This window comes from Maridesulfovibrio sp., from assembly GCF_963677005.1.
Taxonomy (GTDB): domain Bacteria; phylum Desulfobacterota; class Desulfovibrionia; order Desulfovibrionales; family Desulfovibrionaceae; genus Maridesulfovibrio.
Map to the genome: position 1 here is coordinate 304339 of NZ_OY781616.1, position 16123 is coordinate 320461.

The 16123-nt window shown below is 52.7% G+C and carries 12 protein-coding genes; 10 read left to right on the forward strand and 2 right to left on the reverse strand.

Annotated elements, in window-relative coordinates; all coding sequences use genetic code 11:
• Positions 1–11: 11 nt before the first annotated feature.
• From ACKU4E_RS01440 to ACKU4E_RS01465, 6 genes are all read left to right on the forward strand, one after another.
• Complete coding sequence (locus tag ACKU4E_RS01440) at positions 12–272, forward strand: hypothetical protein (RefSeq protein WP_320169309.1); 261 nt, start codon at positions 12–14, stop codon at positions 270–272.
• Positions 262–2034, forward strand: a complete 1773-nt coding sequence (locus ACKU4E_RS01445; protein ID WP_320169310.1) for a Na(+)/H(+) antiporter subunit D — start codon at positions 262–264, stop codon at positions 2032–2034. Before ACKU4E_RS01440 ends, ACKU4E_RS01445 begins: the two co-directional genes overlap by 11 nt.
• A gap of 15 nt (positions 2035–2049) precedes the next feature.
• Complete coding sequence (locus ACKU4E_RS01450) at positions 2050–3585, forward strand: NADH-quinone oxidoreductase subunit M (protein ID WP_320169311.1); 1536 nt, start codon at positions 2050–2052, stop codon at positions 3583–3585.
• Between the two features lie 19 nt (positions 3586–3604).
• Positions 3605–5026, forward strand: a complete 1422-nt coding sequence (locus ACKU4E_RS01455; RefSeq protein ID WP_320169312.1) for an NADH-quinone oxidoreductase subunit N — start codon at positions 3605–3607, stop codon at positions 5024–5026.
• A 264-nt stretch (positions 5027–5290) separates the two neighbouring features.
• Positions 5291–6787, forward strand: coding sequence for an MFS transporter (locus ACKU4E_RS01460; protein WP_320169313.1), 1497 nt, complete (start codon positions 5291–5293; stop codon positions 6785–6787).
• A 190-nt stretch (positions 6788–6977) separates the two neighbouring features.
• Positions 6978–7541, forward strand: a complete 564-nt coding sequence (locus tag ACKU4E_RS01465; protein WP_320169314.1) for a type I restriction enzyme HsdR N-terminal domain-containing protein — start codon at positions 6978–6980, stop codon at positions 7539–7541.
• Between the two features lie 321 nt (positions 7542–7862).
• On the opposite strand, the gene ACKU4E_RS01470 is transcribed toward ACKU4E_RS01465, so the two are convergent.
• Both ACKU4E_RS01470 and ACKU4E_RS01475 read right to left on the reverse strand, forming a co-directional pair.
• Positions 7863–9461, reverse strand: coding sequence for a sodium:solute symporter family protein (locus tag ACKU4E_RS01470; protein ID WP_320169315.1), 1599 nt, complete (start codon positions 9459–9461; stop codon positions 7863–7865).
• The gene (locus ACKU4E_RS01475; protein ID WP_320169316.1) at positions 9461–9622 is read right to left on the reverse strand and encodes a symporter small accessory protein; all 162 of its coding nucleotides are present in this window, start codon (positions 9620–9622) and stop codon (positions 9461–9463) included. Before ACKU4E_RS01475 ends, ACKU4E_RS01470 begins: the two co-directional genes overlap by 1 nt.
• A 616-nt stretch (positions 9623–10238) precedes the next feature.
• Here ACKU4E_RS01475 and gdhA point away from each other — a divergent pair.
• From gdhA to ACKU4E_RS01495, 4 genes are all read left to right on the forward strand, one after another.
• Positions 10239–11585, forward strand: coding sequence for an NADP-specific glutamate dehydrogenase (gene gdhA / locus ACKU4E_RS01480; RefSeq protein WP_320169317.1), 1347 nt, complete (start codon positions 10239–10241; stop codon positions 11583–11585).
• A gap of 345 nt (positions 11586–11930) precedes the next feature.
• On the forward strand, positions 11931–14882 hold the full coding sequence (locus ACKU4E_RS01485) for a PEP/pyruvate-binding domain-containing protein (protein WP_320169318.1): 2952 nt from the start codon (positions 11931–11933) through the stop codon (positions 14880–14882).
• Between the two features lie 209 nt (positions 14883–15091).
• Complete coding sequence (locus tag ACKU4E_RS01490) at positions 15092–15496, forward strand: STAS domain-containing protein (RefSeq protein ID WP_320169319.1); 405 nt, start codon at positions 15092–15094, stop codon at positions 15494–15496.
• Positions 15497–15672: 176 nt separating this feature from the next.
• Positions 15673–16080 carry an STAS domain-containing protein gene (locus ACKU4E_RS01495; RefSeq protein ID WP_320169320.1) on the forward strand — a complete coding sequence of 136 codons (408 nt, stop codon included), beginning with the start codon at positions 15673–15675 and terminating at the stop codon, positions 16078–16080.
• The last annotated feature ends 43 nt before the right edge of the window (positions 16081–16123 follow it).

Genomic DNA, 16123 nt, shown 5'->3' on the forward strand with positions numbered 1-16123 from the left:
GGAGAGTCACCATGAGTAACAAATTCGGAAACTGGTTTGAAACCCAACGCACGGAAAATCTGAAGTTCTGGAAAATCCTGTTTGTGGCTTTTCTGATCGTGCTGGTGGCCCTCAACTTCTTCATTCATCCCCATCACGCGGAGTATCATTATGATATCTATCCGGGGTTCTGGGAGATTTTCGCTCTGGTATCATCCGTGGGCATGGTTTTCCTGATGAAGATCCTTATCCAACCATTTCTCGTAGGTCCGGAGGAAGACGATGACAATTAACGGTTTTCTCCATCCCGCGCTGGCTTTTATAGCACTGGCCGTGGCCCTGCCGTTCTTTCGGGGCAGGCAGTGGAAATGGCTGCTGCTCATTCCGCCGGTGATTGCCATAGTGGTTGTCTTTACCGCGACCATGGGTAATTTCGGGGTTCTTCCCTATCTCGGCAACGTACTTGTACTCGGCAGGGTGGACAAACTTTCGCTGGTCTTTGCCAACGTATTTGCCATCCAGTCGCTGATCGGCATGATCTATGCCCTGCACATGGATGACAAGGCTCACCATGCGGCAGCGGCCCTTTATGTGGCGGGTTCATTCGGCTGCGTTTTTGCCGGCGATTACCTGACCCTGTTCATGTTCTGGGAACTCATGGCCGTGGCTTCGACCTTTCTGGTCTGGCTGCACCGCACGAAGACTTCTTCGGCTGCCGGTTTCCGGTACTTCCTGTTCCACATGCTCGGCGGGCTCTTCCTGCTCGGCGGACTGCTGCTCCGGTATCACGAAACAGGTACTTTCGCCTTTCTGCCTGTGGACCCGCATGCCATGCAGTACTATGACTGGCTGATCCTCACCGGATTCTGCGTCAACGCCGCGGTTGTTCCGCTGCATGCATGGCTTCCGGACGCATATCCCGAAGCCACTGTTCCGGGCGCGGTATTCATGTGCGCATTCACTACCAAGACGGCGGTGTACGTTCTCGCCCGTGGATTTGCCGGGGTCTACTTCCTGGCCGTGGCCGGAACAATCATGGCTGTCTACGGTGTGCTTTACGCGTCCATGGAAAACAACGCCAGACGCATCCTTTCCTACCACATTGTATCGCAGGTCGGTTACATGGTTGCCGGTATCGGTATCGGCACGGCCATGTGCATCAACGGGGCCGTGGCCCATGCCTATGCCCACATTCTCTATAAGGGACTGCTGTTCATGGGTGTTGGAACCGTGCTTTACGCAGTCGGTTCCGCCGATCTTGACCGTCTCGGCGGGCTGGTAGGCAAACTGCCCGTAGTCATGCTTCTGTACATGGTCGGGGCCGTATCCATCTCCGGTATGCCGTTCTTCAACGGATTCATAAGCAAGACCATGACCATTACCGGAGCCGCGGAATCCCATCACACCCTGCTTGCAATCGGACTTGAAATAGCCGCTGTCGGTACGTTCCTTTCGGTCGGCATCAAGCTGCCGTACTTCGCCTTCTGGAATAAGCCGGCGAAGACGGACATCAAGCTGAAGCCGATTCCCAAGAACATGTTCGTCGCCATGGGAATAGCAGCAACTCTCTGCTTCGCTCAGGGCGTTTACCCCGAAATGCTTTACCGGCTGCTGCCTTTCGAAGTTGATTATGTGCCCTACACCAAGTGGCACCTGCTGCAGGCTTCCATGCTGCTGGCATTCACCGGAGCTGGATTCTGGATCATGCGTAAGGTCATCGTGCCGCACCACGGCCGCAACCTTGATTTCGACAAGCTTTACCGTTTTATCGGCAACTCGGGCCTGCGTTTCGTCTGCCGGCCCATTGCCTGGGCGGATTCCATCTGGACCACCGTGTATCGCGTGATCGGTCTGCGCTGGCTCATGGATTCCGCCGCCGGATCATCCTGGTTCGACCGCAAGGGGATAGACACCGTTGTGGACGGCACCGCGTATACGGTGCGTAATATCGGCAGGACGGGAGCGAAGATACAGACCGGACGACTGCAGGACTACCTTGGTCTGGCTGTTGTCATCGCGCTCTGCATCTACGGACTTGTCTGGTACTTTGGATAAACTGGAGACAATGCAATGCAAGAAGTAGCTTATCCTGTTCTGACCGTCCTCGTGTTCTTCCCGCTGCTGGCGGCCTTCGGACTCTTTTTTCTCCGGGGGGAAAACACCGTCAGGATTTACACTCTGGTCGCGTCAGTAATTGAACTCGCGCTTTCTCTCCCGCTGTTTGCAGGATTCAAACTTGATTCCGCCGCCTTCCAGTTCGTCGAAAGAACGGACTGGGTGGCGAAATGGGGAGTAGAATATTATCTCGGCACTGACGGCATCAGCTTTCTCATGGTCGTGTTGACCATTGCCGTGCTGCCGCTGTGTGTACTCTGTTCCTGGACATACATCACCACTCGGGTAAAGGAATTCCATTTCTGCCTGCTCTTTATGACTGCGGCATGCGTGGGCGTCTTTACCTCTCTTGATCTGGTGCTCTTTTATGTGTTCTGGGAAGCCATGCTGGTGCCCATGTATCTGCTCATCGCAGTATGGGGCGGACCGGAAAAACGTTATGCATCCTTAAAGTTCTTTCTCTACACTCTGGCCGGTTCAGCCCTGCTGCTTGTTGCGATAGTCGCTTTCAGGATTGCCGGCGGAACTTTCGCCATACCGGAACTGATGGAAAAGACCTTTTCCTTCGGATTCCAGTTCTGGGCGTTTCTGGCTCTTGCGTTGGCCTTCGCCATCAAGGTGCCCATGTTCCCGTTCCACACCTGGCTTCCTGCCGCACACGTTCAGGCTCCCACCGCAGGTTCGGTCATTCTGGCCTCGGTGCTGCTCAAGATGGGGACCTACGGTTTCCTGCGCTTCAACCTTCCGCTGACTCCGGCAGCGAGCGAATATTTCGCTCCGGTAATGATCGCCATTTCCATAGCCGGCATCATCTACGGCGGGGTGGTTGCCCTTGGGCAGAGCGATATCAAGAAAGTTATCGCCTACTCATCAGTCGGCCATATGGGGTTTGTTACCCTGGGTATATTCCTCTTCAATCTGCGCGGATTTGAGGGCGCTCTTTTCCAGATGCTTAACCACGGCATCACCACCGGCGGCCTGTTCATGATGATCGGAACCGTCTACGAGCGCAGCCACAGCCGCGAAATAACCGATAACATGGGACTCGGACAGTACATGCCCGCCTACATGTTCTTCTGGGGGCTGTTCGCTCTGTCCTCCTTCGGCTTCCCCGGCACCAACAGTTTTGTCGGCGAAGTTCTGGTCTTCGTGGGTGCTTTTGAACAGAACCCGTGGGTCGGAGCATTGATGGTGCCCGGCGCCATGGTTGCTGCCGCCTACATGCTGAGGGTTTCCCTCAAGCTGGCCTGGGGCCGTCCTTCCAGCTGGAAGCAGTGGCCGGACCTGAATCTGCGCGAGTGGACGTATCTGGTAGTGCCTGCCGTTTTCGTTTTCTACATCGGTCTGGCACCGGGACTGTGTTTCAAGGTCATGGATGCATCCCTTCTCAAGCTAGAAAAGGATGTCAGAAAGGGCGCAAGTGTGGTTTCCATTGAAAAGGAAAGGCCCATGGAAATGGCCTTCAATTCCCTCAAGGGAATCATGAAGTAAGCAACAGGAGATTATAGAAATGAATGTTCAGCCAAATCTCTTCATGCCGGAACTGTTCACGTTCCTGATCATTGCCCTGTTGTTCGTACAGGCTGTGGGCAGCGCGAAGATGCGGGAGAATGTAGGTGTATGGCTTCCCATAGCGTCCGCGCTGGGGGTGGTTGTGGCCTTGCTTTCTCTCGGACAGGAAGGCCTTGTCTTCAAGGGGGCCTACAGGGTCGACGGACTTTCGCAGTTCTTCAAGGCCGCTGTTGCGGTCGGTTTCTGCGTAACCGTGCTAAATGCCACCCGCCAGCCCACTCTGGATAAAGAAAAACGGTCCGACTACTTTCTTTTCCTGGCCATATGCTCATGGGGACTCATGATGCTTGCCTCGGCTGTGGAACTGCTGACAATGTATCTGGCCCTTGAACTCTCCTCCTATTCCCTTTACGCAGTCATTTCCCTGCGTGCAAAGGATAAGGGGGCGGCGGAAGCGGCTATTAAATACATCCTCTTCGGAGCCGTTTCCACGGCTCTGGCACTGTACGGATTTTCCTACATACTGGCCGGAATGCAGACAACGTATCTGTCCGAACTGGTCAATAAGAACTGGACTTTTGCAGCCTCTCCCATGGCCGTGACCGGTATGAGCCTGTTCCTCGCCGGAATGTTCTACAAGCTGGCTCTGTTTCCGTTCCATTTCTGGTGTCCGGATGTCTACGAGGGAGCGAGCAATGAAACCGCTGCCTTTGTGGCAACCCTGCCCAAGCTCGGAGCAGTAGTCATCCTCATCCGTCTGGCGGCCATGTTCAAGCCCGGCTATGATATTACCTCCATCATAGCCGTGCTGGGGGCTTTGTCCATGACATTCGGAAACCTCGTTGCGCTGGCACAGCGGGACGTGAAGCGCATTCTGGGGTACTCCTCTGTTGCGCATGCCGGATACATAATGATCGGCCTGGTTGCCGGAACTGCGGAAGGCCTCGCAGCCGCTTCGTTTTACGCTCTGGCCTACGTGGCCATGAACCTGACCTGCTTCTGGGTGGTCAGCCGGGTTTCCGTTGACGGCCGCAACCTGCAGCTTGACGATCTCAACGGGCTGTACAAGCGCGCACCGGCACTTGCCTTTGCCCTTGCCGTCGGAGCGTTCGCACTTGTCGGACTTCCGCCCATGGCCGGTTTCATGGGCAAGCTGTTCCTCTTCTCGGCCGGCTGGAACCACGGCTACAACTGGCTGGTGATCATAGCAGGCATAAACACCGCCATCTCCATTTATTACTATCTGGGAATGGTTCGCCATGCCTATACCAAGGAAGCCGCGGACGATCTGCCGCTGCCGGATACCTCAACCTTCAGCTTTGCCGGTGCGGCTCTGCTTTCCATGCTGGTGCTCGGTCTTGGGCTCATGCCTGCCGGAGTTTTCGATTTCGCTCTGCAGGTGAAGACGCTTATTCCCTAGCCTGAAGGTTTCCTGAACATAGTACGAAAAAGCCCTGGCGGACTCAGTCCGCCAGGGCTTTTTCGTATCCTTTTTTCTCCGGATTGCACCGGTAACACTCTAGCTTCCATGACAGAGTTTACAGATTGTACTGCAGGCCGGAGTCTGCAATATATGAGTTATTAACATAATGTCGCTATGCTGTAATACGGCTGTAGTGCATTGGGAGGCTCATCATGTTCTCAGGGCAGCTGCAGACAAATATGGTACAGGAGGAGAAATTTGATGAATACAGTCAGGAGTGCAGCCGTCATGAATGATGATGGGACGGGCCGTTTAGAGCGGAAATCTGTTCAGGAGTATATTGATGAGACTCCGTTCTGGTCCGATGGGACCAGTGCCCCGTCTTCACCCATGACCGCAATGCAGTGGAGAATATGGCTTCTTGCTTCGGCCGGAAAGTTTTTTGAGGGCATGGTGGTATTCATGACTGGGGTGGCTCTGCCGCTCATCGTCAGGGAATACGGGCTCGGAGCGATGGAGAAGGGGGCCGTAAGCGCAGCTACTCTCTTCGGAATTCTCATTGGAGCGACCGCCCTAGGAGGACTGGCTGACAGTTACGGTCGGCGGCGGATGTTCATCGTTGAAATGATTCTGTTCATTGTCTGCCTTGTTGCCCTGATTTTCAGCCCCGGTTATATAATGATGGTAACCTGTCTGTTCGGGATGGGGCTGGCTCTCGGATGCGACTATCCCACAGCGCACATGATCATTTCGGAATCCATCCCCAGTTCCGACCGGGGGAGGCTGGTGCTGAGCGCTTTTGCCTTTCAGGCTGTAGGGGCTTTGGCCGGGACGATTGTCGGCTACCTGATTCTCTACAAGGAGCCGGAACTGCAGGCCTGGAGATACATGTACGGCGCTGCGGTCCTGCCTGCTTTTCTTGTACTCATCGGAAGGTTTCGTATTCCGGACAGCGGACACTGGCTCGTTTCCAAAGGCAGGATAAAGGAGGCAGAAGAAGCTCTCATGCGTCTCCTGCGCAGAGAACCGCATTACCCGAAAGTGATCAGGATTGAGCCTCCTTCCTGTGATGAGAACGGGGATAACGGCGGGACCTATTCTGATCTTTTCCGCAGGCGGAACATTCGGGCCACCATTCTTGCCTCCGTCCCGTGGTTCCTCCAGGATCTCGGAACATACGGCATAGGAATTTTCACCCCGACCATTCTGGGGACCGTCCTCGGCGCTGAGTCCGTATACGCGCGCAATATCGCCGATCTGATCCGTAACGATCTGCTGGCTGCAAAAGGGGCCGCATTCATTGATGTGCTTCTGCTCGTAGGCATACTGGCTGCCGTTCTTATGGCCGATAAAGTCGGGCGTATAAAGCTGCAGGTAGTCGGTTTCATAGGGTGTGCCGTAGGTTTGTTTATAGCATCCCTTTCCATGATGGCCGGATTTTCTTCTTCCGTGTCCATGGTGCTTCTTTTCAGCGGGTTCATGCTTTTCAGTTTCATGACCAACATGGGGCCGAACGCCATCACCTATCTGCTTGCCGGTGAGGTGTTCCCTACCTGCGTAAGGGGCAAGGGGGCAGGGCTGGCGGCATCCTTTGCCAAGATTGGAGCCGTGACAACCGCGTTTTTCTTCCCCGTGTTCCTGAAGGATTTCGGAGCCGGGCCGATACTTGCCGTTCTGGTGGGATGTTCTCTCCTTGGAGCTGCTATCACCTGGATTTTCAGAATCGAGACCAGCGGCGTGAATCTGGAAGAGTTGTAAATTCTTGGAGTGCGTGGAAATTTGTTTTCCTGCTTGTTCCGCTTGCATAATGCTTCGGCATGCTTATATATTTACGAGAAAGTATTAAACAGCAAATGACGGTTATCCGGGAAGTTTAAACGGTCGGGATAATTCCCGGTGCGGACCTGTCTGAAATTATAGGTGTCCGTGGACCGTTGGAGGTATAAAGATGCATGAAGTAAGCATGGGCGGAACGTTGCGCGATTACCTGAGCGGCGAAGAAATAGATGAAACTACCTATGAGGAGTTCCGGCAGGCACTCGCGAAGCTGCTGGTGGAAGAATTGGGCTACCCCAAGGATTCGCTCAAGGCCAAGGTGGATCTGTGCTTTGAAATAGACGGCGAGGAAATGTGCCGGACTATTGATCTTGTGGTTTATGATCCTAATTCATTGCCGGTTCTGCTGGTGATGTTTTGCGCCGGGGATGTAGGCAGCTACGAGCGTGAGGCTGTATGCGCCGGTAAGCTCTTTCAGGACGGTCCGGTTCCGTATGTAGTGATCAGCGATTCCATGGATGCCTTCCTGCTGGATGCGATTTCCGGTGAAACCCTTGCCCATGGCATGAGGTCCGTACCACCGTATGAGGAACTCATGCGCATGACCGCTGATTATGTCCGGCAGCCGCTGCCCGCGGAAAGGCGGGCCAAGATAGAGCGTATTTTCTATACCTATACCGGATTTCTGCAGGGAACCTGCTGCAGCGAATCCTGTTCGCTCCCTCCGCGTAAGTAGGGTCAAGAACTCTCCCGATTGGCCGGGGTAGTCTTGATTGAAGATTTTAGTCGGGGACCGGAAGAATTATACTTTCGGTCCCCTGTTTGTTTTATGAAGCCTTCGGCGACCCTGCCGGGAGCCTTAAACCCTTTTGCAAAAGGGTTTAAGAATCCCAAAACCATTTATTAAGGCTTCGCCGCTTTGAACTACTTATCGTCCTAGTATGTTTTAATAATAAAGAGATAATCAAATAAGGGATTCCAAAGGGAGTTATCCATTACTGCTCTCCATATCCCAAAGACTCGACGCGAGCTTCTCGCCTAAGGGAGAATGGGCCTTTTATATATTTGACCAGCAGAGACTGATGTGATCCCGGTCCATTTTCGGTGTGACGAGTGCCACGCCGAGAGCCAGCGCAAGGGATACGGGAAGCGCCACCACGTTGGGGTCGACCCACTGCAGCAGCCATACCCAGGAACCTTTTGCCGCAGCGGACACGAGGGTATCCTGCCCGGTGAGCATTTTGCAGAGCCCGATGGCCGCGGCTTCCTTGGCGTGCACGAAAAGCAGCCAGAACATGGAAGCGCAGAACCCGCCGACCATGGATACCTTGGCGGCCTTTTTGGTCATGTCCTTCCAGTACAGGCCGAGCAGATAGATGGGCAGGAAGGATGCCGCGCACAGGCCGAAGAAAAAGGCCGTGGCACGGGCAATTATGGACGGCGGCAGTATCCAGGCCCAGGCAATTGCTGCCAGCAGCGTAATGGAAACCCCGATCTTGGTGATTTTGACCGATTTTTCACTGGATACCTTTACGAACCGCTCGAAGAAATCTCGCCCGAGGGCCGTTCCGCCCACATGGTACTGTGATGAAAGGGTGGACATGCCCGCAGCAAGCATGGCCAGCAGGAAGAGTGTGGAGAACCACGAGGGCATCATCTGTTCTATGTACATGGGTATGATCTTGTCCATGTTTCCACCAGCCACGGCTATGGATATCTTCCCTACCTCCTTGTAGAATACCGCGTTGGAAAGCGCTCCGGTTATGAACGCCACTCCGGTCATCAGCGGGATGAATATTCCGCCGTAGAGAACGGCCCTGTTCAGTTCACGGTCGGAGGGAACGGTCATGAACCGGACTGCAAGCTGAGGCTGGGCCAGCACTCCGATGCCCACGCCGTACACGATGGTGGTGTAGATGACCAGCCAGAGCGGGGAACCGAATTCAGCGCCCTGAGTCCAGCCTATTATTCCACCTTTCTGGAGCTTGGCCGGAACAAGGGCTATCATATCGGTCAAAGCCTGATGCGCTTCGGTTACTCCGCCGAGCATGGCGTAGGTGGAAATGATAAGGATAAGCATCATTACGGCCATGATCAGGCCCTGAAAGGCATCGGTGTACATTACGGCTTTCATTCCGCCGGAAATAACGTAAATGGCCAGGATCATGCTGATTACGATCAGGGCCGTGGCATAAGGTATGCCGAATGAAATTTCCATCATGCGGGAAATGCCGATGAGCACGGCAGCGGCATAAACCGGGATGAACAGAAAGATGATTCCTCCGGCAAACCCCTGAATGAAACGGGAGTTGTAGCGCCGGCCCAGCAGTTCCGGGAAAGTGTGGCTTTCAAGCGCCAGTCCCATACGTCTGGTGCGTTTGCCGAAAAAGACCATGGCCACGAATATACCCACCACGATGGTGGCCAGAGTCAGCCAGAGCAGGGGAAACCCGAATAGACCTGCTGCTCCCCCGAATCCGATGATGGCCGAAGTCGAGACAAAGGTGGCTCCGTAGGACATGGCCATGATGAACGGGTTCATCTGGCGTCCGGCCAGCATGTAGTCCGTGGATTGGCGGGTCGATTTCCAGCCCCTGAAGCCCAGATAAAAGATGACGGCAAGATAGACGGCGGTAATAACTATTTTCGTGACCATTACTTGTCCCCTCCGCCCTTGACGTCAATATTTAGGGCCGTGGAATCCGGTTTACCCTTATTGTTCCAGTTGATGATTCCATACACCACGCAGCCCAGCGAAGACAGAATGCACAGCCAGTAGACCACGGCTATCTCCACACTTCCCAGTCCCAGCATCATTTTGAACCTCCGGTTTGTTAAAATTGTTAAAACAGGTTTCACAGGATGAATGCGAATAGAATTTTTCCATGGAGCATGGCGGGGTGCCCGGGCAATAAAAAAGGCCGCGGGCTTGGTGCCTGCGGCCTGGGTAAAACTCTTTCGCTTTTCGCTTATGCGAGTAAACACCTCCAGACCACAGGGCTGGTAAAGCTAAAAAAACTAAAAAAGAAAAAGTAAGCTTCGCGGGTGTTCATGATCAGATTATGTAAACAAGTAATTACTTACTGTCAACTTTTTCACGCTGCCGTCATGTCTGCTGCTGTCTCCGTGGTGCCGGAATTCCGAATAAAGAGTTGTGCTGCGGTTAATCTTGTTCATAATTCATGAAAGAAGAATTTTAATTTGTTTTTTGTCCCGGTATGTTGGATATAATTCTTTGAGGTATCGGCCTTTGATTCCGCGGGATAGATGTCAGTGATTACATTTTTGGTAAATTTTTTATTAGCTGCCGGCGTTCTGTTTTTTAAAAAAGATGTGTGGACTTAGTCGTTTAGTGATGGAATAAAGGAATAAAACAGTAGTCGGACAACCAATTTATTTTTTCAACAGCTTAAGGGCTATCAGGAGGCTCTGGATGGATATTTTGGAACTGGTCAAAAGCAGGGACCCGAATGAACGTGAATTTCATCAGGCTGTGAGCGAGGTTCTGGACTCTATCAAACCGGTGCTGGACCGCAATCCGGAGTATCGCAGTGCCGCGATAATGGCCCGCATTGTGGAGCCGGAACGGGTGATCATGTTTCGCGTCCCGTGGGCGGACGATGATGGCGATGTCCACGTCAACAGGGGATTCCGTATCGAGATGAACAGTGCGATAGGGCCGTACAAGGGCGGTTTGCGTTTCCATCCTTCGGTCAACCTCGGCATTCTCAAGTTTCTGGCCTTCGAGCAGGTTTTCAAGAACGCGCTGACCTCCCTTCCGATGGGAGGAGGCAAGGGCGGGTCCGATTTCGATCCGAAGGGAAAGTCGGATATGGAAGTGATGCGCTTCTGCCAGAGTTTTATGCTTGAGCTTGCCCGCCATATCGGACCGGACACGGATATTCCGGCCGGTGATATCGGAGTTGGCGCGCGTGAGATAGGTTTTCTGTTCGGCATGTACAAGAAAATACGCAATGAGTTCACCGGCGTGCTTACCGGGAAGGGACTCGGTTGGGGCGGAAGCCTTATCCGTCCCGAAGCGACCGGTTACGGGTCGGTCTATTTTGCCGCGGAAATGCTCAATGCCAAAGGCAAGACCCTCGAAGGTGCTACCGCTCTTGTTTCCGGTTCCGGCAATGTTGCACAGTTTACCATGGAAAAACTGATTCAGCTGGGAGCAACTCCGGTCACTTTTTCGGATTCATCCGGGTATATTTTTGATGAAAAGGGCGTGGACACTGAAAAGCTTGAATATATCAAGCTGCTCAAAAACGTACGTCGCGGTCGGGTCAAGGAATATGCGGACAAGTTCCCCGAAGCCGTCTACACTCCAGTTGATCCGGGGCTGGATTACAATCCTCTCTGGGCTCACAAGGCGGACTGCGCTTTCCCTTCCGCTACGCAGAATGAGATCAACGGTAAGGACGCGGCAAATATTGTGGCCAACGGAGTGAAGGTTCTGTCCGAAGGCGCCAATATGCCCACCACTCCGGACGGTATAGATATTTTCCTCGACAACGGGATACTCTACGGTCCGGGCAAGGCTGCAAACGCCGGCGGAGTTTCCGTATCCGGGCTGGAGATGAGCCAGAACAGCATGCGGCTCAACTGGACGCGGGAAGAGGTCGATCAGCGGCTCAAGGTCATTATGCACAACATCCACAAGGCCTGCGCCGAAACAGCCGAACATTACGGTGCGCCGTTCAACTACATGATGGGTGCAAACATCGCCGGTTTTGTGAAAGTGTCTCAGGCAATGCTGGATCAGGGATTGGTCTAAGTCGGTTTTGAGGTGACAGGATGCCTCCGGTGACACCTCTGTTCGCAACGGGTCGCTAAAACTCAAAGCAAAGCTTTTCGTTAATCGACCTTAAGGCCTGCCGGGGGCCTTAAACTATTAAGGTTTCCAAAGGGGATTATCCATCTCTGCTCTCCATATCCCTAAGACTCGAAGCGAGCTTCTCGTCTAAGGGCTAGTGGGCCTTTGGCAGCCGGAGGCGAAATAAAATTGCCTAAAGCGCGAAGCGCATCAAATCCAGCCTCTTAACTGTCCACGTTGCAGGAAGATACGGGCAGTTTTTTATAGTGCTATACTGAGTTGCGTCCGGAGATGAGGGGGAGCGCCGTGGAAGAAAAAATGAAATTTCTGGGCAGCCGGAACAGCCAGTTCAACCTGTACCATGATCTCATGCGGGTCAAAGTGCATGATATCCTGTTGATATCAAGTCCTTATGATGCCTGGGTAATGGAGGAAGACAGCCGCATTTCGGAACGCATAGTCAGCGAATATCGCGGGCTGAATCTGAGCAGCCCGCCGCGGCTTTCCTGGGTTTCAACCATTGAAGAGGCTCTCGAACTGCTGGATGTTATGGTCTTCGACATGGTCATCCTGATGCCTCATCTAACTGATATGAACTGCTGCCGGATGGCCCGGATGATAAAGGACAGGATTCCGGGACTGCCCGTGGTCATGCTTGTTCACAGGCAACTGGCCGATTCCGATGCTGATTTCAGCGAAGGAACGGAACGTCAGTTCGTATGGTCCGGAGATGCCGAGCTGCTGGTTGCCATGGTCAAGAATATGGAAGACCTGCTTAACGTTGAGCACGATACCAGTGAGGTCGGAATCCGGGTGATCATAGTGGTGGAGGATTCCCCGCGCTATCTGGCCTCTTTTCTGCCCATTCTGTACAAGGAGCTGGTCCGCCAGACTCAGGCACTGATGGAAGAGGGGCTTAATGCCGAACACCGCCTGCTTACCATGCGGGCGCGTCCAAAGATATTGACCGCCCGTACCTATGAAGAGGCGATGGGGCTTTTCGAAAAATACGAGCCTTACATTCTGGGTGTTATTTCCGATGTCCGTTTTCCGCGCCGGGGAAAGCCTGATGGCAACGCCGGTATAGACCTGCTTAAGAATCTCAAAGCGCACCGGGAAGATATACCGCTTCTGCTTGCCAGTAACGAACCGGAAAACAGGGAGCGGGCGGAGAGTATTCCGTCCTGTTTCGTGGATAAGAATTCGCCGGACATGATGAGCGCTGTTCGCCGTTTCGTGTTGGAACAGCTGGGGTTCGGAGACTTTGTGGTCCGCGATCTTGAGGACAGGGAGATCGCCAGGGCCGGGAGCCTGTATTCCCTTGAACGGATTCTGCGCGATATGCCGGAACGTATTTTCATCAGGCATTGCAGGCGTAATGATTTTTCCCGCTGGTTTTACGCGCGCACTGAGATAGCTCTGGCAAACCGCATAAGGCCGTTGAGGGAGAAGGATTTTCCGGACTGGGAAACCCACCGGACTCATTTGATCGGAATGATCCGGGAGAGGCGCATGCAACGGCAGCAGGGAGTCATAGTCTCCTTCAACCCGAAGGATTTTGATCCGGATACGGATTTTCTGAAAATAGGTTCCGGATCACTGGGCGGAAAGGCTAGGGGCATGGCTTTTATCTGTTCCATGCTGAACCGCAACCCCTGGCTGCACGAAAAGTATCCCGATATCAGGATATCCGCTCCGCGTACCCTGACCATAGGAACTTCCGGGTTTGACGATTTCATGGAGATGAACGATCTTTCCTACCTTGCCACCTCAGAGGTCGCGGATAAGCGGGTTGCCGAAATCTTTTCCGAGGCATTTTTTCCGGGCTGGATAGAAACCCAATTGCGGTCTTATCTCCATGAAGTCGGGTATCCTCTTGCGGTACGTTCTTCCAGCCTGCTGGAGGACGCACAGTATCAGGCCTATGCCGGGTTGTATTCCACCTATATGATTCCCAATGATCATCCGGACATTGAACAGCGGCTTGAACAGCTTGTTTCCGCTGTCAAACTCGTATGGGCTTCCACCTGCTACAATGCTCCCAAGTCTTTTTCCCGGCGGGTCAATCAGCGGACGGACGAAGAGAAGATGGGGGTCATCATACAGGAGATAGTGGGCGAACGTTACGGCGATTATTATTTCCCGGCCATTTCCGGTGTGGGACAGTCCTATAACTACTACCCGTTCGGCAAGATGAAACCGGAACAGGGCGTTGCCACGGTTGCTTTGGGTATAGGCAAGTCGGTGGTGGACGGAGAGCAGTGCATACGTTTCTCCCCCCGTTATCCCAAAATACTGCCCCAGTGTCCGACCCTTGCTGATTCGCTGAAAAATGCCCAGACTCTTTTCTACGGTCTTAGGATGAGAGGGGCGGAGCGTGAGGACATACATGGAAACGCAAACCTGGAACGGCTTAATATCGCTGATTTTGAAGACAGCGCACCCGTACGTCTGCTGGCATCTACTTATATCCCGGAAGAGGGGCGTATAAGGGATACAGCCCATGTGGAAGGGCCGAAGCTCATACTTTTCGCTCCGGTGTTAAAACACAAGACCGTGCCGCTAGCTTCGGTGCTGGGAGATATTCTGCTGCTGGCCGAGAAAGGCATGGGCGGGCCTGTGGAAATAGAGTTTGCCGTAAATATGTATGAGGACGGGCGCCAGCCTGCGTTCAGTCTGCTGCAGCTGCGGCCGATGAGTGCCCGTGCAGACCTCGACCGGGTGAATATCGGTGCCGAGGATCTGAAGAAAGCCGTATGTGTTTCCACACATGCTCTGGGCAATGCCGAAAAAACAGATATAGAGGACATTCTGATTGTCCGGCCGGATAGCTTTGATGCCGCCGGGACACGCCGCATGGCTCTTGAAATTTCCGCCATAAACAGGGAGCTTGTCGGCCGGAAGCGCAAGTATCTGCTGGTCGGACCCGGACGATGGGGTTCTGCCGACCCCTGGCTTGGTATTCCCGTGGAATGGCAGGATATTTCAGGTGTCTCAGCCATAGTCGAGACTTCGACAGAAGGATTTAAAATGGAGCCGTCGCAGGGATCGCATTTCTTCCACAACATAACCACCCTTGGAATCAATTATCTGATGGTTCTGGATAAGCCCGGAAACTATATTGATTGGGATTGGTTTGCTGTGCAGCCGGCTGTTCAGCACGGTGAATTCGTTACACATCTTCAGCTGTCCGCTCCTCTGCTGCTTAAGGTTGACGGAAGAAGCTCGCAGGCGGTGGTTCTCCCTCCGGAAAGTTGATGGTGTTGCCTTTTCACGCAGGCGTATTATTTAATAGGGAATTGGATGTGTGCTGGCTTTGATTGACTTATGATTTTTATCTTTTTTATCCTGCATAAAGTTATGTTAATGTTTCTTGTGTTGTGTGAACGGCGATAATTATGCATGCATATTATTACCGTGCGTGAATGGTTGTTAACCGATAATACAGGTGTTTATAGTTTAATAATATGAGTGTTTCAGATTTTACTCCCGGAAGCAGTACCGGTGCAGTGGACGGACCGAGTCCGATAGCTTTTGATTTTACGGAAGAAGACCATGAAGGGTACGTCATGCTTGCCCCGTGTGGCGGCATCTGTAACTCCACTGTCAAATATATGAAAAATCGTCTTTACGATCTCAGTTGTGAAGAGGGCTGCAAGATAGTCATGTCCATGAAAGATGTGGATTTTATCGACAGTGTCGGTCTGGGTACAATGATCACGGCGCACAAGAACTGTGACGAGTACGGTGGAATGATAGTTTATTGTTCCATGAAGCCTATGATACTGAAAAATATGCAGCTTCTTAACATGGATAAGTTCCTGAAAATTACTCCCGATTTGCAGAGCGCCTTAAATCTGCTGGACTGGTAGGCGATATAGCACCCTGAAGTTCTTTTTCTGATCGTGACTTTTCAAATGCTCTCCCCCTGATCTTTTATGACAGATTGACATGGTATAGATAATGCATATTTGTACTCATGACTGACATAGCTGAAAGAAATACCAAGATTGTTTTAGGCCGGAATGCTCGGGATTTATTGACAAACATGAGCGTTCAAAAAAATGGCGCAGAGCAGGGCATAGACCATGTGGTGGATTATGTTGTCGAGGCCCCGTTCGATCTGATTGTGCGCGAGAAGGGTGACTTTACTGTTTTTGCCCCGAAAGGGCGACTGAACAATGCTACACGTGCGCTGTTCAAGGACCGTCTGTATGATGCTGCCGAGGAGCCCGGATGCAGAATTATTTTTAATCTGCGCTTCGTGGATTCCATTGACAGCGTAGGCCTGGGAACTTTGATCTCGGCACACAAAAAGGCGGTCGAAAAGGGGGGGATGATTGTTTACACGGAGATGAATGAAAGAATTTTCAAAACCATGAAAATGCTTTATATGGACCGTTTTCTGAACATGGCTTCGGATATGAAAGAGGCCGTGGAGATGATGTCCAGCTAGTATCTCTACACGATAGAGCTGAAAAACCCGGATCAAGGTAACT